The sequence below is a fragment of the Allobosea lathyri genome (genome assembly GCF_900108245.1).
Lineage (GTDB): Bacteria > Pseudomonadota > Alphaproteobacteria > Rhizobiales > Beijerinckiaceae > Allobosea > Allobosea lathyri.
The window spans coordinates 356,902-377,646 of sequence record NZ_FNUY01000001.1 but is presented as its reverse complement, the minus strand read 5'-3'; the positions used below and the strand labels follow the sequence as shown (position 1 = coordinate 377,646).

The following is a 20,745-nucleotide window of genomic DNA, read 5'->3' as shown; positions in this document are numbered from 1 at the left end:
GGCCGTAGCGACCGGCCGTCTCACACGCAAAGGTGATGGCTCGCTCGCCGGAATTGCGCCATCGGGTACGGCGGCACAGCTCCGGGGAGGATGGCTCAGGCGAGCTTGGCAGCCACGAGCTTGCGCAGGGCGCGCAGGTCCTTGACGAAGCCACGAATGCCCTCGGAGAGCTTGTCGCTCGCCATCGCATCCTCGTTCATGGCGAAGCGGAAGGCCTTTTCGTCGAGATCGAGCTTGTCGGGGGCTGCTCCCGGAGCATCGGCCTTGAGCTTGCGCGGCAATTCGCCGGTCGCGCCGGCGAGTTCGTCGAGCAGGCCCGGCCCGATGGTCAGCCGGTCGCAACCGGCCAGGGCTTCGATCTCGCCGGTGTTGCGGAAGGACGCGCCCATCACCACGGTCGCGATGCCATAGGTCTTGTAATAGGCGTAGATGTTGCGAACCGAGACCACACCGGGATCGGTTTCCGCCGTGTAGGGACCGCCGCCGGCCTTGACGTGCCAGTCGAGGATGCGGCCGACGAAGGGCGAGATCAGGAAGGCCTTGGCGTCGGCGCAGGCAACGGCCTGCGGCAGCGCGAAGAGCAGGGTCAGGTTGCAGTCGATACCGTCCGCCTGCAGCACCTTGGCGGCCTGGATGCCTTCCCAGGTCGAGGCGATCTTGATCAGGATGCGGTCCTTCGCGATGCCGCGCTCCTTGTAGGCGGCGATGATGGCGCGCGCCTTGTCGATCGAGGCCTTGGTATCGAAGGAGAGATCGGCATCGACCTCCGTCGAGACGCGACCGGGCACGATCTTGGTCAGTTCCGCGCCGAAGGTGACGGCCAGCCGGTCGCAGACCGCATGCACGGCCGCTTCGCCGCCGCCGCTCTTCCTGCCCCAAGCAATCGCCTCGTCGACGAGATGGGCATAGGCCGGCGTCTCGACAGCCTTGAGGATCAGGGTCGGGTTTGTCGTGCAATCGACGGGCTTGAGCCGCCGCACCGCCTCGATATCGCCGGTGTCGGCGACGACCGTGGTCATCTCGCGGAGTTGGTCGAGTTTGGAGGCGGTCATGGCTGTCCTGCTGGAATCCGATGTCAAAAATACCACGCGACCCTGCGGCGTCGTTCGGGCATGGTCAAGCAGGCTCGCCGCACAGCCGGCCTGCACTCGCATGATATCCTGCCGGGCCTCGGGCCGAGCGTGAACAAATGTCGCATCCGAGGCATGAATGAGATGGACTTCATGAATCTGTCATATGCGGGGTCTACCGCCACGGCGCGCCCCTGATCGGGCAAGTCATTAAGGAGAGACCCATGCGCCGCACGGCCTTCACCGCACTCATGACGACCGGCATCGCCATCGCCACGCTGATGTCCCTTCAGGCTCAGGCCGCCGAGGGCAAGCTCGTGCTGTATACGAGCCAGCCCAACACGGACGCCCAGCAGACCATCGACGCCTTCAAGGCGAAGTACCCCAAGGTCGACATCAGCTTCGTGCGCGACGGCACACCGCGCGTGATGGCGAAGCTGCGCGCCGAATTCGAAGCCGGCGCCCCGCAGGCCGACGTCCTGCTGATCGCCGATTCCGTGACGATGGAGGGCCTGAAGAAGGAAGGTCGCCTGCTCGCTCATGACAAGGCGGACGTCGCGGCCTATCCGGCCGGCATCCACGACCCCGCCAAGTCGTGGTTCGCGACCAAGCTGATCACCACCGGCATCGTCTACAACACCAAGACGACGATGAAGCCGACGAGTTGGACCGATTTGACCAAGCCGGAGGTCAAGAACCTGCTGGCCATGCCGAGCCCGCTGAGCTCCGGCGCCGCCCTGATTCACACGATGACGCTGACCGGCAGTCTCAAGGACGGCTGGAGCTATTACGAACAGCTCAAGACCAATGGCGCACTTGCGGCCGGTGGCAATGGCGACATCCTCCGCCAGGTCGCGACCGGCGAGAAGCTCTACGGCATGATCGTCGACTTCATGCCGATCCGCGAGAAGGCCAAGGGCGCGCCAGTCGAGTTCGTCTTCCCGAGCGAAGGCGTCTCGGCTGTCAGCGAGCCGGTGGCGATCCTCTCCAGCACGAAGAACCCCGAAGCCGCCAAGGCCTTCGTCGACTTCCTGGTCTCGAAGGACGGCCAGGAACTCGCTTTGAAGCAGGGCTATGTCGCGGCTCATCCCGATGTTGCGCTGCCCGCCGGTTACCCCGCCCGCACCGCGATCAAGCTCCTGCCCTTCGACGCGGCCAAGGCGCTTGCCAACGAGACGGCCGCGCGCAAGCGCTTCAGCGCGATCTTCGAGTGAGCCTGACGACACCCATGCGGCAGCGGGCGATACGATGACGCTGGCCGTCCGACCCAGCTGGCGGGAGGAGACTGCACGCGCAGCCTTCCCCCGCCTGCGTCTTCCGGCAGGCCTCGGCCTGCCGGCTTTGGTGACGCTCGCCGCGCTTCTGCTCGGTGGGCTGCCGTTCTTCCGGCTGGTCGTCGCGGCCTTCGCGCCCGGCTGGCATTTTGCTCCCGAGGCGGCGCTTGCCGAGATCGGCAGCCGCGCGGCGATCGACGCAACACTCCACACTCTGGAAACCGCCAGTGCCTCAGCGCTCGGCGCCTTGCTGGTGGGCGGAATGGTGGCGCTGCTGCTCGGCGTCACCGATGTGCGGGGCAAACGCCCGCTCGCCTTCGCCTTCGTCTTTTCGATGATGATCGCGCCGCAGGTAGCGGCGCTCGCCTTCCTGAGCCTGTTCGCACCGAATTCGGTCGTTTTATCCGTGCTCGGGCTTTCACCGGCGCCCGGCACGCCAAACCCGCTGCTCGGGCGCGGCGGCATCATCCTCGTGATGGCCCTGCACCATGCGCCGCTGGTCGCGATCACGCTCTGGACGGGCCTGCGCAGCATTCCGCATTCGCTGATCGAGGCCGCGCAGATGGAGGGCGCAGGTCCCGCCACCATCGTCGGGCGTATCGTCATCCCGGTGCTGCGGCCGCAGATCATTGCGGCAGCGCTGATCGCCTTCGTCGCCGGCGTCGGCAATTTCGGCATTCCGGCGCTGCTGGGCCTGCCGGTCAATTACCTCACCCTGCCGACGCTGATCTATCGCCGGCTGTCGAGCTTCGGCCCGGCCGGTCTCGGCGATGCCGCGGCGCTCGCCATTCTCGTCGCCATCGTCGCCGGCCTAGGCATCCTCGCCAGCGTACTGGCGACGCGTCGCGCCGGAGGCAAGGTCGAGATCGAGCGGCCGCTGGTGCCCTTCTGGATGCTCGGGCGCGGGCGCTCCCTGGTTGCCGGGGGGCTGTGGGCGCTACTCGCCCTGAAGCTCGGCCTGCCCTTTCTCGCGCTGCTCAGCGAGGCGCTGACGCCGGCGCTAGGCGTTGCCCTGTCCTGGCAGAGCCTGACGTTCGACAAGTTCGCGGAGGTGCTGCTGCGGCAGGATGTGACGATCCGGGCCTTCCGCAACTCCTTCCTGTTCGCGGGAACGGCTGCGCTGCTGCTCGCGCTGATCTCGATCGCCTTCGCCTATGCGCTGGAGCGGCGGATGGGCAAGCTCCGACGCATCGTCGAATTCATGATCGAGCTGCCCTATGCGCTGCCGGGCGTGGTGCTTGCGATCGCCTGCATCCTGATCTTCCTCAAGCCGCTGCCGCTGCTGGGCGTAAGCATCTATGCGACGCCCTTCATCATCCTCTTCGCCTATCTCGCCCGCTTTCTTCCTCTGGCACTGAAGGCGCCGGTGGCGGCCATGGCGCAGATCGAGGCGCATCACGAGGAGGCGGCGAAACTCGACGGCGCAACACTGTGGCAGATGCTGCGCTTCATCGTCGCGCCGATCCTCGCACCGGCGCCAACGGTCAGCGCGCTGATGGTCTTTCTCGTTGCCTTCAACGAATTGACCGTCTCGGCCCTGCTCTGGTCGTCAGGCACGGAGACGCTCGGCGTCGTGCTGTTCTCGCTCAAGGAGGCCGGCCTCGCCGGTGAGGCCGCCGCGGTCGCGATCAGCGCCTCGGTCATCATCCTCGCGGTGATGCTGGCGCTCGATCTCCTCGCCAAGCGCCTGCCGGACAACGTCCTGCCCTGGCGAATCTAACGCCGGACGCCCGCAGAATTCAGGCATCCGCCTCGCAGTTCACCGACATAGTTCAGCGGAAATTAACGCAGCGGCAGGATATTCCGCCGCGACGCAGCACGCCTCTGTCCGCAAAGGCGCGCCCGAATTTTGCGACGGAATCGGCCGGCGCCGACCGAGGACCTAACTGTTCAATGGCTTACCGCTCAGCCGATCGTCGCCACGGGCCGGGGGACGGCGACCTCACGATTCTCGTGGTGGAGGATTCGCGGACCTACTCGACCGCCCTGTGCCGCCGCCTGAGGGAAGATATCGGCCTGCCGCTCGTGGCCTGCCGCTCGCTCAACGAACTGCACGAAGCCGTCACCGACGATCGCGCCGCCTTCACGCTGGCGGTCGTCGATCTCAATCTTCCCGACGCGCCGCATGGCGAGGCGATCGATTTCGCTGTCCAGCGCGGCATTCCGACAATCGTCCACACCGCCAGTTTCGACATGGACACGCGCAACCGCATCATGGAGCGCGACGTCATCGACTACGTGCCGAAGGACAGCGAGTTTGCCCTCGACGTTCTGATGGGCACCGTCGCGCGGGCGCTTGCCAATCGCCGGACGCGCATCCTCATCGTCGATGACGTCATGGCCACCCGCAAGCTGCTCGCCAGGATGCTGAAGGTCCAGCAATATGACGTGGTCGAGGCCGGCTCGGGCGCCGAGGCCCTGTCGCTGCTGGAGAGGGATCAGGACATCCAGCTCGTCGTCAGCGACTACCACATGCCGAAGATGGACGGTTATGAGCTCACGCGCCGCATTCGCCGGCAGTTCCGCTCCGACAGGCTGCGCGTGATCGGCATTTCGTCCTCGAACGACCGCATGGTTTCCGTCGGCTTCCTCAAGGCCGGCGCCAACGACTTCATCTCCATGCCGTTCATTCCCGAAGAGCTGCAATGCCGGATCGCGAGCAACGTCGAAACGCTGGCCCAGATCGCCCAGCTGCATAATCTGGCCTCGCGGGATTCCCTGACCGGGCTCTATAATCGCCGTCATTTCTTCGAGCAGGCCGGGCCGTTGATAGACCGGGCGCGCTCCAAAAAGCGCAGCAGCGCCGTCGCGATCATCGATATCGACGACTTCAAGCGTCTCAACGACAATCACGGGCATGATTTCGGCGACCAGGCACTGAAGAGCGTGGCACGCTGCCTCGCGCAATCGGCCGAGGGCGGCGGCCATCTCCTCGCCCGCATCGGCGGCGAGGAATTCGCCATCCTGTTTCCCGGGCTCGACGCGAAAGCGGCGATGCGGCAGAGCGACCACATCCGGCTCGATGTCTCTCACGAGGCGTTGGAGCTCGGCGAGCACAAGGACGGCGTCACGGTCTCGATCGGCGTCGCGGAAATCGGCGAGAACGGCAGCTTGGACGAAGCGCTGACCGCTGCCGACCGGGCGCTCTATGCAGCGAAGCGCAACGGCCGCAATCAGGTCAGCCTCGATACGGCATGATAACCTGTTTGGAAATTCCTACAGCCCTCCTCCTGAGGAGCCATTTCGTCAGGAATGGCGTCTCGAAGGATGCTCCAGATGGTTCGGGAGCCTCCTGAACCATCCTTCGAGACGCCGCTTCGCGGCTCCTCAGGATGAGGGCTGAATTCTCAAATAGTCTTTGAGGTCGCGCTGACCTCAGTCGTGGCGACTGACTGAAGGCTCACCCATCAGCAGCGCCCGCGACTGCTTCGTCTCCCGCACGATGAAATCGACGATCGCACGAACGCGCGCGACATCCTTGAGATCGGCGTGGACGAGCAGCCAGAACGAGCGCGTGATCGAAACCGTCTCGGGCAGAACCCTGACAAGACGCGTCTCGCCCTCCGCCATGAAGTGATGGATCACGCCGATGCCGGCTCCGGCGACGACGGCGTTCATCTGGGCGAGCACGCTCGAACTCTGGACCTGTGGGCGCAAGCCCTTGGCGACCTCGTCGAGATAGTCGAGTTCGGGTGTGAAGATCAGATCGTCGATATAGCCGACGACACGGTGGTCGAAGAGATCCTCCGGCTTCGTCACCGCCGGCATCGAATCCAGATAGGCTTGGCTTGCATAAAGTCCGAGGCGATAGTCCGAGAGCTTGCGCGCGACGACCTTGCCCTCCTTGGGTGGAGCCAGCGTGATCGCGACGTCGGCTTCGCGCTTCGAGAGCGACAGCAGGCGCGGCATGGCGATGAGCTGGATCTCAAGACCCGGATAGGATTTTGCGAGCGAAGACAGCCTCGGCGCGAGGAAGACCGTCCCGAAACCGTCGGGGGCGCCGATCCTGACCGTGCCGGCCAGCGTCATATCGGCGCCGCCGATATCGCTCTGGATTGCCAGCGCTTCCGTCTCCATGGTCTCGGCCTTTGCCAGCAGCCGCTCGCCATGTGCCGTCAGGGTGTAGCCCTGCGGCCGACGCTCGAAGAGCTTGGCCTTCAGCGATTCCTCCAGCGAGGTGACACGGCGCGACACCGTCGCATGGTCGGCGCCGAGGCGCCGGGCCGCGGCCGTCAGCCGCCCCGACCTTGCCACGGCCAGGAAGAAGCGAAGGTCGTCCCAGTCGAACCGCTCCAAGGCGCTCTCCCCGATATTGGCTTTTCCGCACAGCATGTATCCTTCTCCCGCTATAGCCGTGCACAAACAGGAATGGTAGGGAGAGATCGGCAAGATCACACCACCCATTAGTAGGAGGACGCGATGCGTCAGGTTGGGCATTTCATCGGCGGCAAGCATGTCGCAGGCACCTCAGGCCGCACCGCCGACATCTACCAGCCGATGGACGGCAGCGTGATCGGCCAGGTCGCGCTCGCCTCGGCCGCCGAAATGCGTGTCGCGGTCGAAGATGCCGCTGCCGCGCAGCCGAAATGGGCCGCGGTGAACCCGCAGCGCCGCGCCCGCGTGCTGATGAAATTCCTCGACCTGATCGCCAGGAACAATGACGAGCTGGCCGAATTGCTGGCCCGCGAGCACGGCAAGACCATTGCCGACGCCAAGGGCGACATCCAGCGCGGCGTCGAGGTCGTCGAGTTCTCGCTGGGCATCCCGAACCTTATGAAGGGCGAATATACCGACGGCGCCGGCCCCGGCATCGACATCTATTCGATGCGCCAGGCGCTCGGCGTCTGCGCCGGCATCACGCCGTTCAACTTCCCGGCGATGATCCCGCTCTGGAAGCTCGGTCCCGCGATCGCCTGCGGCAATGCCTTCATCCTGAAGCCCTCCGAGCGTGATCCCGGCGTGCCGATGCGGCTGGCGGAGCTGTTCATCGAGGCTGGTGGCCCTCCCGGCATCCTGAACGTCGTCAACGGCGACAAGGTCGCGGTCGATGCGATCCTGGACGATCCCGATATCAAGGCCGTCGGCTTCGTCGGCTCCACGCCGATCGCCGAGTACATCTATTCGCGCGGCTGCGCGGCGGGTAAGCGCGTGCAGTGCTTCGGCGGCGCCAAGAACCACATGATCATCATGCCCGACGCCGATCTCGATCAGGCTGTCGATGCGCTGATCGGCGCGGGCTACGGCTCGGCCGGCGAGCGCTGCATGGCGATTTCGGTGGCGGTGCCGGTCGGCAAGGCCACAGCGGACGAGCTGGTGAAACGCCTGATTCCGCGCGTCGAGGCTCTCAAGATCGGCCCCTCCACCGATTCGTCGGCCGATTACGGCCCGGTCGTCACCAAGGCGGCGCTGGAGAAGATCAAGGGCTATGTCGAGCTTGGCATCGAGGAAGGCGCGACGCTCGCCGTCGACGGCCGCGGCTTCAAGATGCAGGGCTATGAGAACGGCTTCTATATGGGCGGCTGCCTGTTCGACAACGTCACCAAGGACATGCGCATCTACAAGGAAGAAATCTTCGGCCCCGTTCTCTCGGTCGTCCGCGCCAAGGACTATGAGGAGGGCCTGGCGCTCTGCAACGACCACGAATACGGCAACGGTGTTGCGATCTACACTCGCGACGGCGATGCGGCGCGTGACTTTGCCTCGCGCGTCCAGGTCGGCATGGTCGGCGTCAACATCCCGATCCCCGTGCCGCTGGCTTACTACACCTTCGGCGGCTGGAAGCGCTCCTCCTTCGGCGATCTCAACCAGCACGGCCCGGACTCGATCCGCTTCTACACCAAGACCAAGACGGTGACGTCGCGCTGGCCGAGCGGCATCAAGGACGGGGCGAGCTTCGTCATTCCGACGATGGGTTGAGATCAAACGCCCCCCCGTGCTATCATAATTGCTAGCATTGGGGGGAGGTTCAACAATGGGCAATCTACTGATCCGCGATGTCGAGGATGAGCTTGTGCAGCGGCTGAAGCTCAAGGCAAAAATCAACAAGACATCGCTTCAATACGAGGCCAGCAGGGCCCTCGGCAGAGGCACGTCGATGACCGGTGCGGAGCGTTTCGCGATCCTCGAAAACGCACGCCGCAATGGTCAGCTACCCAGAGCCGATATCAGCGGGGCGGAGATCGTCAGGGCAATTCGGGACGACGAGGAGGAGTTGTGATCCTCGACACGAGCGTCCTGTTCGATCTCGTCGTCGACGGGCCGCGAAACGCCGCGACGGCGAGGTTCATCTCGCAACTCGATCAGGTTTCCGCGCCAGACCTGATCGAGGTCGAGATCGCAAGCGCGCTGACCCGCGCGGTTCGGCGCAAGCATCTCAGCCCTGACGGTGCCCGAGCCAGCTACGATCTCGCACTGCAACTGATGCCGGATATCGAGCCATCCCAGCCACTCATGAAACGGGCTTTCGAGCTTTCGCTCGAAGTCGCCCATCCGGCGCCAGACTGTGTCTTCCTCGCGCTGGCCGAACGACAGAGCAGCCCGATGGCAACGGCGGATGAACGGCTGTCACGTAAACTCGCGGGAACGCGATACGCCCGCCTCGTGAAACTGATCGAGCTCTGAGGCCCACATGACCCAGTTCTCCCTGACCGAAGACCAACGCGCCATCCAGGAGATGGCCTCGTCCTTCGCCGCCGAGACCCTCGCTCCCCACGCCATTCGCTGGGATGAGGAGAAGCATTTCCCGGTCGAGGAGATGCGCCAGGCCGCTGCGCTCGGCATGGGCGGCATCTATATCGCCGAGGATGTCGGCGGCTCCGGCCTGAGCCGGCTCGACGCGACGCTGATCTTCGAGGCGCTCTCGACGGGCTGCCCGACCGTTGCGGCCTATATCTCGATCCACAACATGTGCGCCTGGATGATCGACCGCTACGGCTCGGACGATCAGCGCCGGCAGTTCCTGCCCAGACTCTGCACGATGGAGCATCTGGCGAGCTATTGCCTGACGGAGCCCGGCGCCGGTTCTGATGCCGCAGCACTCAAGACGAAGGCAGTTCTCGACGGCGACCATTACGTCCTCGACGGGCAAAAGCAGTTCATCTCAGGCGCCGGCGTCTCCGACATCTATGTCGTGATGGTTCGCACGGGCGAAGCCGGGCCTTCGGGCATCTCGACGCTCGTCGTCGAGAAGGGCACGCCGGGCCTCTCCTTCGGGGGCAATGAGAAGAAGATGGGCTGGAACGCCCAGCCGACACGCGCCGTGATCTTCGAGAACTGCCGCGTCCCCGTCGCCAACCGCATCGGGCCTGAAGGCATCGGCTTCAAGATCGCCATGGCCGGGCTCGATGGTGGTCGGCTCAATATCGGCGCCTGCTCGATCGGCGGAGCGCAGGGCGCGCTCGACAAGTCGATCGCCTATGCGCAGGAGCGCAAGGCTTTCGGTACCCGCATCGCTGATTTCCAGGCGCTGCAGTTCAAACTCGCGGACATGGCGACCGAGTTGGAAGCGGCCCGCACCTTCCTGTGGCGGGCAGCATCAGCGCTCGACGCCAAGACACCCGATGCGACGAAGCTTTGCGCCATGGCCAAGCGGATCGCCACCGATACAGGCTTCGAGGTCGCCAATCAGGCGCTGCAGATCCATGGCGGCTACGGCTATCTTGCCGATTACGGCATCGAGAAGATCGTGCGGGACCTGCGTGTCCACCAGATCCTGGAGGGCACGAACGAGGTGATGCGGATGATCGTGGCACGCGGGCTTGTGGGGCGAGCCAAGGGAAACTGACGCCGCCGCCCTACCCCAAGCTCGACAAGTTCAACGAAATCGAACGGGAGAATACGACCATGGCTATCATCGCCTTTATCGGGCTCGGCAATATGGGCGGCCCCATGGCCGGCAATCTCGTGAAGGCCGGCCATACGGTCAGCGCCTTCGACCTTGTCCAGGCGTCCAAGGATGCAGCGGCCGAACTCGGTGTCGGCATCGCAGCCTCCGCGAAGGATGCGGTGGCGGATGCAGCCATCGTCATCACCATGCTGCCGGCTGGCAAGCATGTTCTCTCCGTCTGGGCCGATATCCTGCCTTCGGTGCAGCCCGGCGCTCTGCTGATCGATTCGTCGACGATCGACGTCGAGAGCGCCCGCAAGGCGCATGCGCTGGCCGAGGCACGCGGCTGCCTCTCGCTCGACGCGCCGGTTTCGGGCGGTGTCGGCGGCGCCAAGGGCGGGACGCTGACCTTCATGGTCGGCGGCTCGGACGAGGCCTTCGCGGTCGGAGAGCCGATCCTCGCCAAAATGGGCCGGCGCATCGTGCATTGCGGCTCGGCCGGCAACGGGCAGGCTGCCAAGATCTGCAACAATATGATCCTGGGCATCTCGATGATCGGCGTCTCCGAGGCCTTCGTGCTCGCGGAGAAGCTCGGCCTGTCGCATCAGGCGCTCTACGACGTCGCCTCGACCTCGTCGGGTCAGTGCTGGTCGCTGACGACCTATTGCCCCGTGCCGGGGCCGGTGCCGACCTCGCCCGCCAACAATGAATACAAGCCCGGCTTTGCCTCCGCCCTGATGCTGAAAGACCTGAAGCTGTCGCAGGAGGCCGCGCAGGCGGCGGGCGCCTCGACCCCGCTCGGAGCGGCTGCGGCGCAGCTCTACGGCCTCCACAATGCCTGGGGCGAGGGTGGCGCCGACTTCTCCGCCATCATTCATCTGCTGCGCGGGCGCACGGAGGCGTGAAGGGCGCTTGCATGGGCCCGTGAGGAACCGCTAGGACGGAGGGTATGAACGACGCCTCCCATCCTCGCGAACGCTCGTCTCTCACGGGCTTCTCCACCAACCGCCTCGACCGTCGCGAGGACTTGCGCAGCAAGTCGGACGCCGTCAACGCGTTGCGCCATCGGTCGGACACGCGGCTCGCCGTCGTCGCCGGCGAAACGCCGATCCTGAAGCGCCTCGATGGAGAGGCGCATTCGGTCTGGTTCAGCCATGGCGAGACGGAGCTCTTGGGCGAAGCGCTGGAAGAGGCCTTTCTTGGTCTCACCGCCGACGGCGCTCCCCGCTTTGCCCGGTTGATCGACAGGGCCCATACCGAGCCCCTGCGTGAGCGACCCGAGCTGCTGCTCACCGATCTGAGATCCGTCGCCCTGAAGCGCCTGGTGCCCGATGACGAGCTCGGTCCGTTGGGGGAGAGCAAGGCGCTGCTCGACTGGCATGCCCGCCACCGTTTCTGCGCCCAGTGCGGCGGCCCGACGACGGCCGGGGCTTCCGGCTGGAAACGGGAATGCAGCGCCTGCGGCGCGCAGCATTTTCCGCGCACCGACCCCGTCGTGATCATGCTGGTGACGCGCGGCGACGCCTGTCTGCTGGCACGTCAGGCCCGCTTTGCGCCGGGGATGTTTTCCTGCATCGCCGGCTTCGTCGAGCCCGGCGAGACCTTCGAGGACGCAGTGCGCCGCGAGACCTGGGAAGAGGCCGGCCTGCGCGCCGGCGCCGTGCGTTATCTCTGCTCGCAGCCCTGGCCCTTCCCGTCCTCGCTAATGATCGGCTGCATCGCCGAGGCGCTCAACGACGATATCGTGCTCGACATGACCGAGCTCGAAGAGGGCCGCTGGTTCTCGCGGCAGGAAGCCCTGCAGATGCTGGAGGGCACTCACCCCGACAACCTGTTCTGCCCGCCGCATATGGCGATCGCGAACACGCTCCTGAAAGCCTGGGCCGTCGAGGGCGAAGCGGTTTAAGCTTCGGCGCTTTTCTGATCCGCGTCGTCATCCCGGACAAGCCGCGAAGCGGCGCCGATCCGGGATCCATCGGAGGGCTCTGGAGCTCTACGATGGATTCCGGGTCTTCGCTTCGCTGCGCCCGGAATGACGTGCGGATGGTTGCTTCGAATACCCCGTTGCAGAGCCAGGCTACTCGCCCGCTTCGGCCAGCGTCGAACGGAACTCGTGCGCGGGGTAGACGCCCAGGATCTTCATCTCGCGCGAGAAATATTCGAGTTCCTTGAGTGCCCGCTTCAGATCCGGGTCTTCCGGATGGCCCTCGACATCGAGATAAAACATCGTCGCCGAGAAATGACCGTCGACCATGTAGCTCTCGAGCTTGGTCATGTTGATGCCGTTGGTGGCGAAGCCGCCCAGCGCCTTGTAGAGCGCGGCGGGAATGTTGCGCACCCGGAAGACCAGCGTCGTCACCGTCTTGCCCGCGCCGTGGCGGACGAATTCCGGGTATTTCGAGAGAACGACGAAGCGCGTGGTGTTGTGCTTCTCGTCCTCGATATCCTCCATCAGGATCTCGAGCCCGTAGACCTCCGCTGCGATCCGCGGGGAAATGGCGGCCCTGGTGACATCGTTGGCCTCGGCGACCTGCCGGGCCGACCCTGCCGTATCGGCCGCGACTTCGGCCTTGAGGCCGAGCTTGCGGATGATCTTGCGGCACTGGCCGAGCGCGTGGATGTGGCTCTGCACGGTCTTCAGCGTGGCCAGAGTCGCGCCCTTCACCGCCATCAGGTGGAAGCGGATCGGCAGGAAGTTCTCGCCGATGATGTGCAGGCCGGAATTGGGCAGGAGGTTGTGGATGTCCGCAACACGCCCGGCGATCGAATTATCGATCGGGATCATGCCGTAGCGGGCGGTGCCGTCGCTCACAGCCGCCAGCGCGTCCTCGAAGGTTGCGCAGGGCAGAAGCTGGCAATCCGGGAAGACCTGCAGGGCGGCCTGCGAGGAGAAGGCGCCAGGTTCGCCCTGGTAGGAAACGACGACAGACATGAAACGCTTAAGCTCCGGCGCGGGATTTGAGGATCGCGCGGGCGCGTTCCAGGTCATGGGGCGTATCGACGCCGAGCGGCACATCCTCGACGACGATGATGTCGATGCGCATGCCGTCCTCGACCGCGCGCAGCTGCTCCAGCCGCTCGCGCTTTTCCAGCGGGGACGGCGGCAGGCTGACGAAGCGGTCCAGCGCCTTGCGGCGATAGGTGTAGAGGCCGATGTGATGGTAGAGAGGCCCCTCCCCGCTCGGCGCTGTCGAGCGGGTAAAATACAGCGCGCGCATGCGGCCTGGCGCGATCTCGCTTCCGATCGCCTTGACGACGCTCGGCTCGGTCTTCTCGTCCTCGCGCGTGATCACGGCGGCCAGCGTCACGATATCCACAGCCGGATCGGATAGCGGCTCGACGGACGCCGCGATGACGCGCGGATCGATCGTCGGCAGATCGCCCTGAACGTTGACGATGACATCGTGCCGGCCCTCAGGGTCCAGAATGTCGGCGGCTTCCTTGATGCGGTCGGAGCCGGAGGGGTGGTCGTCGCGGGTCAGAACCGCGCGGCCGCCGGCGGCCTCGATGGCCGCGACGATCTCTTGTGCGTCGGTTGCGACCGCGACAGGGCCGATATTCGCTTCGACGGCGCGGCGCCAGACATGCACGATCATCGGCTCGCCATTGACGTCCGCCAATGGTTTCCCGGGCAGGCGCGTGGCGGTCATGCGCGCAGGGATCAGGATCAGCGGGTTCGACATAGGCGGGCGGGCTCGGCGTAAGCGTCGCGCAAAACGACGGGAAGCGTCAAAAGGTCTCAAAGCGGAGCGTGCTTATACGAGTTGCAATGAAGCGCGCAAAGCGGTTAAGCAACGGCTTGAGGCTGGAGCGTTTCAAGACTCCGGCCGAAGCGCTGTCTCGCCTCCCGCGCCTTGGCTGCGGACGGGCCCAAGGTTCGGGTACGATGGATATCGAAACCAACAAGATCGCCGGAGCGGTTCTCTCCACGCTGCTCGTGGTGTTGGGCCTCAACATGATAGCGGGCATCGTGTTCGCGCCGCACAAGCCCGTGGTCCCGGGCTTCGAGCTGCCGAGCGAAGAGCCGGCCGCGGCAGCAGGAGCTGCAGCCCCCGTCGCCGACGAGCCGATCGCGGTGCGTCTCGCCAAGGCCGATCCGGCAAAGGGCGAAAAGGCTGTCGGCGCCTGCAAGGCCTGCCACACCTTCGAGAAGGGCGGCGCCAACAAGGTCGGCCCGCATCTCTTCGACGTCTATGGCCGCAACGAAGGCTCGGTCGCCGGCTTCGGCTACTCTGCCGCGATGAAGGGCCGCAACGACAAGACCTGGGATGCCGACGGGCTCGACCACTTCATCAAGAACCCCAAGGCCTATGTGCCCGGCACGATCATGGCCTTCGCCGGCATCGGCAAGCCCGATACACGCGCCGATGTCATCGCTTATCTCAACACACTCTCGGACGCGCCCAAGCCGCTGCCCAAGCCCTGAGAACTGCCAAGCCTTGAGACCTGCCAAGGCCTGAGAAAAATCGCCGGAACGTTTGCGTCGATTCAGCGCGCATGACATCTAGCCAAGCCGGGCCGCTTAGCCCGGCTTTTGCTTGTAGGCGCCATGGTATCGCCCTCACCATGGCGGCAAATGCCGCTATGGCTGGCGTCGCGGGTTGAGTGCGACATAATCGGCCAGCGAATCGAAGGGAGACGCGAGACAATGGCGATGCGCATCACACGCCGCAGGCTGCTCGAAGCCGGAGGCGCCATGGCGATGGGTGCCGGCCTGCCGGTTCTGCCCGGGAGCGCGCTTGCTGCGGACGCCGAGTTGCACGGCCTCTCCACCTTCGGCGAACTCGCGCTGCCGCCCGATTTTCCGCATTTCGCCTATGTGAACCCCCGGGCGCCCAAGGGCGGCACGCTGACGGTCCAGATCAAGCGCGCTGGCGGCAACCAGAGTTTCGATACCTTCAACACGCTGAATACCTTCGTCCTGCAGGGCGACGGCGCGGCCGGCATGGATGCCTGCTTCGACAGCCTGATGGCGGGCTCGGGCGACGAGCCGGGCTCGCTCTACGGCCTGCTGGCGAAGAGCGTCGCCATCTCCCCGGACAAGCTGAGCTATCGGTTCCGCCTGAGGCCCGAGGCAAAATTTCATGACGGCTCGCGGGTAACGGCTGGCGATGTCGCCTTCAGCATGAACCTGCTCAAGGCCAAGGGGCACCCCTCCTACCGGCTGATGCTGAACGAGCTGGCCTCCTCGAAAGCCGAGGGCGACGACATCGTCGTCGTGCAATTATCGGCCAAGCGCAGCCGCGACCTGCACCTCGTCGTCGCCGGACTGCCGGTGTTCTCCGAGAAATTCTGGTCAACCCGCAATTTCGAGGCTTCGACGCTGGAGCCGCCGCTGGGATCGGGCGCCTATAAGGTCGGCCGCTTCGAGCAGGGGCGCTTCATCGAGTTCGAGCGCGTGCCGGACTACTGGGCCAAGGATTTGCCCGTGAATGTCGGCATCAACAATTTCGACCGGGTGCGCTGGGAGTATTTCCGCGACCGGCAGGTGGCGTTCGAGGGCTTCAAAAGCGGCGTCATCACCTTCCAGGAAGAGTTCACCGCGCGCATCTGGGCGACCGGCTATGATTTTCCGGCTGTCCACGAAGGCAAGGTCAAGAAAGAAGCTCTGCCGAAAACCGATCCGACGGGTTCGCAGGGTTGGATCTTCAACCTGCGCCGCGACAAGTTCGCCGACCCGCGCATCCGCGAGGCGCTGGGGCTCTGCTTCGACTTCGAATGGACGAACAAGAACATCATGTTCGGCATCTATTCGCGCCTCACGTCCTATTTCGAGAATTCCGACTCCAAGGCTGTCGGCAAGCCTTCGCCCGAGGAACTGGCGTTGCTCGAGCCCTTCCGCGGCAAGGTTCCCGACGAGGTCTTCGGCGAGCCCTGGCTGCCACCGGTCAGCGACGGCTCGGGCAGCGACCGCGCTTTGCTTCGCCAGGCCGATGAGTTGTTCCGCGCCGCAGGGTGCAAGCGTGACGGCAACGTGCTGAAGCTGCCCGACGGCAAGCCCTTCGAGATCGAGTTCCTCGATTCGCAGCCCGCCCTGCAGCCGCATACCCAGCCCTTCCAGGCCAATCTCAAGCGACTCGGTATCAACGCGACCTCGCGCATCGTCGATGGTGCGCAATATCAGCGCCGGCTCGACGAATTCGACTTCGACATCATCAGCCGGGCGCTCGGCGGCAGCGCGATCCCGAGCGACAGCCTGCGCATCGTCTACGGCTCCGAGGCGGCCAAAACGCGGGGTTCCCGCAATGCCGGCGGCATTGCCAGTCCCGCTATCGACGCCATGATCGAAAAGATCGGCCAGGCCGACAGCTATGCCGAGGTCGTCGTCGCCGCCAAGGCGCTCGACCGGCTGCTGCGAGCGGGGCGCTACTGGATCCCGATGTGGTGGAACGCCACCGAACTGCTGGCTTACTGGGACATGTTCGACCGGCCGCAGACCAAGCCGAAATACGGCTCCGGCGCCCCCGCGATCTGGTGGTACGATGCCGAGAAAGCCAAGCGGATCGGGAAGGCGTGATGCATCGTTCGTTGGCTTGCCTCCTTCGTCATGGTCGGGCTTGTCCCGACCATCCACGTCTTCTTTCATCGAAGACAGCGTTCAAGACGTGGATGCTCGCCACCAGGGCGAGCATGACGCGCGGCGGCAATGGCGGACGTAGTGCATGCTGAGCTATATCGCGAGACGCATCGCGCTGATGGTGCCGACGCTGTTCGGCATCCTGCTGATCTCCTTCATCATCGTGCAGTTTGCGCCCGGTGGGCCGGTCGAGCGCGTGATCGCGCAGTTGCAGAACCCGAATGCCGGGAGCGCGTCGGATCGCGTTGGCGGCGGCCAGGGCGGCGATTCAGGCGCGCAGATGGGCGGCGATGCGAACTCGTCCTATCGCGGGGCGCAGGGGCTCGACCCCGCCTTCATCAAGGAGCTGGAAAAGCAGTTCGGCTTCGACAAGCCGGCGCATGAGCGCTTCGTCAAGATGCTCGGCGACTACATCCGCTTCGATTTCGGCCGCAGCTATTTTCGCGACGCGCCAGTCCTCCAACTGATCAAGGAGAAGCTGCCGGTCTCGATCTCGCTGGGCCTGTGGATGACGCTTTTGTCCTATGCGATCTCGATCCCGCTCGGCATCCGCAAGGCGGTGAAGGACGGCTCGCGCTTCGACACCTGGACGAGCGCGGTCGTGATCGTCGGCTACGCCATTCCTGGATTTCTGTTCGCGATCCTCCTGATCGTGCTCTTCGCCGGCGGCTCGTTCTGGCAGATATTCCCGCTGCGCGGGCTGCATTCGGAGAACTGGAACGAGCTCAGCCTGTTCGGCAAGGCCGTCGATTATCTCTGGCATATCGCCTTGCCGGTGACCGCGATGGCGCTTGGTGCGTTCGCGACCTCGACGCTGCTGACCAAGAACTCCTTCCTCGACGAAATCCGCAAGCAATACGTCCTGACCGCGCGGATGAAGGGCTTGAGCGAGCGGGGCGTGCTCTATGGCCATGTCTTCCGCAACGCGATGCTGATCGTGATCGCCGGCTTTCCCGGTGCTTTCGTGCACGCGCTGTTTGCCGGCTCGCTGCTGATCGAGACGATCTTCTCGCTGGACGGGCTGGGCCTTTTGTCCTTCGAGGCGATCGTGAACCGCGACTATCCCGTCGTCTTCGCCAATCTCTACATCTTCTCGCTGATCGGCCTCGTCGTGCATCTCATCACCGACCTGACCTATACTTGGGTCGACCCCCGCATCGATTTCGACACGCGGGAGGCATGAGCATGAGCGATACGCTGATCGACGCTCCACCCGCCTTGCGCAGCAATGCTCCGCTGGCTCCGCTCGAAGCGAGCTCCGGCTGGCTCAAGCTGACGCCGATCAACCGGCGACGCCTCAACAACTTCAAGGCGAACAAGCGCGGCTGGTGGTCGCTCTGGCTCTTCCTGACGCTGTTCATCCTCTCGCTCTTCGCCGAGTTCATCGCCAACGACCGGCCGCTCATCGTCCGCTACAAGGGCGAATGGCTGTTTCCGGTTGCCGTGAATTACCCCGAAGAGAAGTTCGGCGGCTTCCTTGCCACGACCGACTATCGCGACCCCGTCATATCCAAGGAGATCGCGGCCCATGGCTATGCCGTCTGGCCGCTGATCCGCTACAGCTACCGCACGCATAATCTGGATCTGCCGGTGCCTGCGCCGGCTCCGCCGACCTGGATGCTCAAGGACGAGCAGTGTCGCGTCATCGCCGAGCGCACGGGCGGCACAGGCTGCCGCGACCTCGAATGGAACTGGCTCGGCACCGACGACCAGGGACGTGATGTGGTGGCGCGGCTGATCTACGGCTTCCGCATCTCGATCCTGTTCGGGCTGATCCTGTCCTCGATCTCTTCGATGATCGGCATCGCGGCTGGCGCCGTGCAGGGCTATTTCGGCGGCTGGACCGATCTGATCTTCCAGCGCTTCATCGAGATCTGGACCTCGATCCCGGCGCTCTATCTGCTGATCATCGTGGCGGCCATCATCACGCCGAGCTTCTTCGTGCTGCTCGGCATCCTGCTGCTGTTCTCATGGGTCGCGCTTGTTGGCGTCGTCAGGGCCGAGTTCCTGCGGGCGCGCAATTTCGAATATGTCCGGGCGGCCCGGGCGCTGGGCTTGTCCAACCGTGCGATCATGGTCAAGCACCTGCTGCCCAACGCCATGGTGGCGACGCTCACCTTCCTGCCCTTCATCCTGAACGGGTCGATCACGACGCTGACCTCGCTCGACTTCCTCGGCTTTGGCCTGCCGCCCGGCTCGCCTTCGCTGGGTGAATTGCTGGCGCAGGGCAAGGCCAACCTGCAGGCGCCCTGGCTCGGCCTGTCCGGCTTCATCGTGATCGCGCTGATGCTCTCGCTGCTGATCTTCATCGGCGAAGCGGTCCGGGACGCATTCGACCCGAGGAAGACGTTCGCGTGAGCACCTCCCCCCTCCTCTCCGTCGAAGACCTCTCCGTCGCCTTTCGCCAGGGCGGCCGCGAGACGCTGGCCGTCGACCGTATCTCGTTCCAGATCGCCAGGGGCGAGACGCTGGCTATCGTCGGGGAGTCCGGCTCCGGCAAATCCGTGACGGCGCTCTCGATCCTGAAGCTCCTGAACTATCCCGCGGCCCATCACCCGTCGGGCAAGGTGATGTTCAATGGCCGGGACCTGGGCCAGGACCTGATCGCGGCCGATGAGGATGCGATGCGCAAGGTGCGCGGCAACGACATCACCATGGTGTTCCAGGAGCCGATGACCTCGCTCAACCCGCTGCACACGATCCAGCGGCAGATCGGCGAAATCCTCGAACTGCATAAGGGCCTGCGCGGCGACAGGGCTCGGGCCCGTACGCTCGAACTGCTCGCGCTGGTCGGCATCCGAGATGCCGAAAGCCGGCTGGATGCCTATCCGCACCAACTGTCGGGCGGGCAGCGCCAACGGGTGATGATCGCGATGGCGCTCGCCAACGAGCCCGATCTCCTGATCGCCGACGAGCCCACGACGGCGCTCGACGTCACCGTGCAGGCGCAGATCCTGGCCCTTCTGAAGGAGTTGCAGGGCCGTCTCGGCATGGCGATCCTGTTCATCACCCATGACCTTGGCATCGTCAGGCGTATCGCCGACCGGGTCTGCGTGATGCTGAAGGGCAAGATCGTCGAGCAGGGGCCCGTCGCCGAGATTTTCGACCAGCCGCAGCATGACTACACCAGGCGCCTGCTGGCAGCTGAGCCGAAGGGACGGCCGGCGCCGGTCCCGGACGCGGCTGCCACGCTGCTGGAAGCCGGCCCGATGAAGATCTGGTTCCCCATCAAGTCGGGCTTCCTGCGCCGCACGACCGGCCATGTGAAGGCCGTGGACGGCATCTCGATAAGGGTGCGCGAGGGCGAGACGCTCGGCGTCGTCGGCGAATCCGGATCGGGAAAGACCACGCTCGGGCTGGCGATCCTGCGCCTGATCTCGTCGGAGGGGCCAATCGTCTTCCTCGGCGACCGGATCGACGGGCTTGCGAGCGCCGCCGTCCGCCCCAAGCGCAAGGACCTTCAGGTCGTCTTCCAGGACCCCTATGGCTCGCTCTCGCCGCGCATGTCGGTGGCCGAGATCGTGGCAGAAGGCCTGACCGTCCAGCAGAGCGGCCTGAGCTACGGCCAGCGCCGCGAGATCGTCGCGCGCGCGCTCAGCGATGTCGGCCTCGACCCGAGCGCCATGGACCGCTACCCGCATGAATTCTCCGGCGGCCAGCGTCAGCGCATCGCGATCGCCCGCGCCATGGCGCTCGATCCGAAATTCGTCGTGCTGGACGAGCCGACCTCGGCGCTGGACATGTCGGTTCAGGCGCAGATCGTCGAATTGCTGCGCGACCTGCAGGCCCGCCGCAAGCTCGGCTACCTCTTCATCAGCCATGACCTCAAGGTCGTTCGCGCCCTCTCCCACCGCGTTGTAGTAATGCAGCACGGCAAGGTCGTGGAGGAAGGCCCGGCAGAAGAGATCTTCGCCCGGCCGCGCGAGGCCTATACGCAGGCCCTGCTCGCCGCTGCACTCAATCTCGAACCTGTCGGCGTCGCCGCGGTCAGCAACTGAG

Annotated in this window: 18 protein-coding genes; 14 read left to right on the top strand and 4 right to left on the bottom strand. The window is 65.0% G+C overall.

The window, feature by feature from the left end:
- Nucleotides 1-95: 95 nt before the first annotated feature.
- On the bottom strand, nucleotides 96-1,052 hold the full coding sequence (tal, locus tag C4S73_RS01715; protein WP_103870727.1) for a transaldolase: 957 nt from the start codon (nucleotides 1,050-1,052) through the stop codon (nucleotides 96-98).
- Nucleotides 1,053-1,294: 242 nt separating this feature from the next.
- Here tal and C4S73_RS01710 point away from each other — a divergent pair, with 242 nt between their 5' ends.
- From C4S73_RS01710 to C4S73_RS01700, 3 genes are all read left to right on the top strand, one after another.
- Entirely contained in the window at nucleotides 1,295-2,284 is a 990-nt protein-coding gene (locus tag C4S73_RS01710) for an ABC transporter substrate-binding protein (protein WP_200827896.1), read from the top strand.
- A 34-nt stretch (nucleotides 2,285-2,318) separates the two neighbouring features.
- Nucleotides 2,319-4,064, top strand: a complete 1,746-nt coding sequence (locus tag C4S73_RS01705; RefSeq protein WP_103870726.1) for an ABC transporter permease — start codon at nucleotides 2,319-2,321, stop codon at nucleotides 4,062-4,064.
- 173 nt (nucleotides 4,065-4,237) lie between these two features.
- A complete protein-coding gene (locus C4S73_RS01700) occupies nucleotides 4,238-5,542 on the top strand; it encodes a GGDEF domain-containing response regulator (RefSeq protein ID WP_103870725.1) in 1,305 nt (434 codons plus the stop codon).
- 177 nt (nucleotides 5,543-5,719) lie between these two features.
- Here the strand turns inward: C4S73_RS01700 and C4S73_RS01695 are convergent, their stop codons facing one another.
- Nucleotides 5,720-6,676 carry a LysR family transcriptional regulator gene (locus C4S73_RS01695; protein WP_200827895.1) on the bottom strand — a complete coding sequence of 319 codons (957 nt, stop codon included), beginning with the start codon at nucleotides 6,674-6,676 and terminating at the stop codon, nucleotides 5,720-5,722.
- An 87-nt stretch (nucleotides 6,677-6,763) separates the two neighbouring features.
- On the opposite strand from C4S73_RS01695, the gene C4S73_RS01690 reads away from it, so the two are divergent.
- The 6 genes from C4S73_RS01690 to nudC are packed head-to-tail and all read left to right on the top strand — an operon-like array spanning nucleotide 6,764 to nucleotide 12,075.
- Nucleotides 6,764-8,260: a CoA-acylating methylmalonate-semialdehyde dehydrogenase gene (locus C4S73_RS01690; protein ID WP_103870724.1), complete on the top strand. Its 1,497-nt coding sequence runs from the start codon at nucleotides 6,764-6,766 to the stop codon at nucleotides 8,258-8,260.
- A gap of 55 nt (nucleotides 8,261-8,315) precedes the next feature.
- The gene (locus C4S73_RS28105) at nucleotides 8,316-8,561 is read left to right on the top strand and encodes a FitA-like ribbon-helix-helix domain-containing protein (protein WP_160115642.1); all 246 of its coding nucleotides are present in this window, start codon (nucleotides 8,316-8,318) and stop codon (nucleotides 8,559-8,561) included.
- Nucleotides 8,558-8,965, top strand: a complete 408-nt coding sequence (locus tag C4S73_RS01685) for a type II toxin-antitoxin system VapC family toxin (RefSeq protein ID WP_160115641.1) — start codon at nucleotides 8,558-8,560, stop codon at nucleotides 8,963-8,965. The genes C4S73_RS28105 and C4S73_RS01685 overlap by 4 nt, the downstream gene beginning before the upstream one ends.
- 7 nt (nucleotides 8,966-8,972) lie before the next feature.
- Nucleotides 8,973-10,127, top strand: coding sequence for an isobutyryl-CoA dehydrogenase (locus C4S73_RS01680; RefSeq protein ID WP_103870722.1), 1,155 nt, complete (start codon nucleotides 8,973-8,975; stop codon nucleotides 10,125-10,127).
- A 59-nt stretch (nucleotides 10,128-10,186) separates the two neighbouring features.
- Nucleotides 10,187-11,074 carry a 3-hydroxyisobutyrate dehydrogenase gene (gene mmsB, locus C4S73_RS01675; protein WP_103870721.1) on the top strand — a complete coding sequence of 296 codons (888 nt, stop codon included), beginning with the start codon at nucleotides 10,187-10,189 and terminating at the stop codon, nucleotides 11,072-11,074.
- A gap of 44 nt (nucleotides 11,075-11,118) precedes the next feature.
- On the top strand, nucleotides 11,119-12,075 hold the full coding sequence (gene nudC / locus C4S73_RS01670) for an NAD(+) diphosphatase (protein WP_103870720.1): 957 nt from the start codon (nucleotides 11,119-11,121) through the stop codon (nucleotides 12,073-12,075).
- Nucleotides 12,076-12,246: 171 nt separating this feature from the next.
- Here the strand turns inward: nudC and C4S73_RS01665 are convergent, their stop codons facing one another.
- Both C4S73_RS01665 and C4S73_RS01660 read right to left on the bottom strand, forming a co-directional pair.
- Nucleotides 12,247-13,101, bottom strand: a complete 855-nt coding sequence (locus C4S73_RS01665; RefSeq protein WP_103870719.1) for a prephenate dehydratase — start codon at nucleotides 13,099-13,101, stop codon at nucleotides 12,247-12,249.
- 7 nt (nucleotides 13,102-13,108) lie between these two features.
- Nucleotides 13,109-13,852 (bottom strand): 3-deoxy-manno-octulosonate cytidylyltransferase, encoded by a 744-nt coding sequence (locus tag C4S73_RS01660; protein WP_103870718.1) that lies wholly within the window; start codon nucleotides 13,850-13,852, stop codon nucleotides 13,109-13,111.
- Nucleotides 13,853-14,055: 203 nt separating this feature from the next.
- Here C4S73_RS01660 and C4S73_RS01655 point away from each other — a divergent pair, with 203 nt between their 5' ends.
- The 5 genes from C4S73_RS01655 to C4S73_RS01635 all read left to right on the top strand — a co-directional run bounded on the left by C4S73_RS01655 (nucleotide 14,056) and on the right by C4S73_RS01635 (nucleotide 20,744).
- Nucleotides 14,056-14,595, top strand: coding sequence for a c-type cytochrome (locus C4S73_RS01655; protein WP_103870717.1), 540 nt, complete (start codon nucleotides 14,056-14,058; stop codon nucleotides 14,593-14,595).
- 222 nt (nucleotides 14,596-14,817) lie between these two features.
- Nucleotides 14,818-16,686 (top strand): extracellular solute-binding protein, encoded by a 1,869-nt coding sequence (locus C4S73_RS01650; RefSeq protein ID WP_200827894.1) that lies wholly within the window; start codon nucleotides 14,818-14,820, stop codon nucleotides 16,684-16,686.
- Between the two features lie 145 nt (nucleotides 16,687-16,831).
- A complete protein-coding gene (locus tag C4S73_RS01645) occupies nucleotides 16,832-17,929 on the top strand; it encodes a microcin C ABC transporter permease YejB (protein WP_103870716.1) in 1,098 nt (365 codons plus the stop codon).
- Nucleotides 17,926-19,104, top strand: coding sequence for an ABC transporter permease (locus C4S73_RS01640; RefSeq protein WP_425290307.1), 1,179 nt, complete (start codon nucleotides 17,926-17,928; stop codon nucleotides 19,102-19,104). Before C4S73_RS01645 ends, C4S73_RS01640 begins: the two co-directional genes overlap by 4 nt.
- A complete protein-coding gene (locus tag C4S73_RS01635) occupies nucleotides 19,101-20,744 on the top strand; it encodes an ABC transporter ATP-binding protein (protein WP_103870714.1) in 1,644 nt (547 codons plus the stop codon). The genes C4S73_RS01640 and C4S73_RS01635 overlap by 4 nt, the downstream gene beginning before the upstream one ends.
- Nucleotide 20,745 lies beyond the last annotated feature (1 nt).

Bases quoted from the DNA above. Each gene is read 5' to 3' on its own strand.
- C4S73_RS01710 (WP_200827896.1), top strand. From the start codon at position 1,295: ATGCGCCGCACGGCCTTCACCGCACTCATGACGACCGGCATCGCCATC.
- tal (WP_103870727.1), bottom strand. From the start codon at position 1,052: ATGACCGCCTCCAAACTCGACCAACTCCGCGAGATGACCACGGTCGTC.
- C4S73_RS01700 (WP_103870725.1), top strand. From the start codon at position 4,238: ATGGCTTACCGCTCAGCCGATCGTCGCCACGGGCCGGGGGACGGCGAC.
- C4S73_RS01660 (WP_103870718.1), bottom strand. From the start codon at position 13,852: ATGTCGAACCCGCTGATCCTGATCCCTGCGCGCATGACCGCCACGCGC.
- mmsB (WP_103870721.1), top strand. From the start codon at position 10,187: ATGGCTATCATCGCCTTTATCGGGCTCGGCAATATGGGCGGCCCCATG.
- C4S73_RS01650 (WP_200827894.1), top strand. From the start codon at position 14,818: ATGGCGATGCGCATCACACGCCGCAGGCTGCTCGAAGCCGGAGGCGCC.
- C4S73_RS28105 (WP_160115642.1), top strand. From the start codon at position 8,316: ATGGGCAATCTACTGATCCGCGATGTCGAGGATGAGCTTGTGCAGCGG.
- C4S73_RS01665 (WP_103870719.1), bottom strand. From the start codon at position 13,101: ATGTCTGTCGTCGTTTCCTACCAGGGCGAACCTGGCGCCTTCTCCTCG.
- C4S73_RS01705 (WP_103870726.1), top strand. From the start codon at position 2,319: ATGACGCTGGCCGTCCGACCCAGCTGGCGGGAGGAGACTGCACGCGCA.
- C4S73_RS01655 (WP_103870717.1), top strand. From the start codon at position 14,056: ATGGATATCGAAACCAACAAGATCGCCGGAGCGGTTCTCTCCACGCTG.
- C4S73_RS01645 (WP_103870716.1), top strand. From the start codon at position 16,832: ATGCTGAGCTATATCGCGAGACGCATCGCGCTGATGGTGCCGACGCTG.
- C4S73_RS01695 (WP_200827895.1), bottom strand. From the start codon at position 6,676: ATGCTGTGCGGAAAAGCCAATATCGGGGAGAGCGCCTTGGAGCGGTTC.
- nudC (WP_103870720.1), top strand. From the start codon at position 11,119: ATGAACGACGCCTCCCATCCTCGCGAACGCTCGTCTCTCACGGGCTTC.
- C4S73_RS01690 (WP_103870724.1), top strand. From the start codon at position 6,764: ATGCGTCAGGTTGGGCATTTCATCGGCGGCAAGCATGTCGCAGGCACC.
- C4S73_RS01640 (WP_425290307.1), top strand. From the start codon at position 17,926: ATGAGCATGAGCGATACGCTGATCGACGCTCCACCCGCCTTGCGCAGC.
- C4S73_RS01680 (WP_103870722.1), top strand. From the start codon at position 8,973: ATGACCCAGTTCTCCCTGACCGAAGACCAACGCGCCATCCAGGAGATG.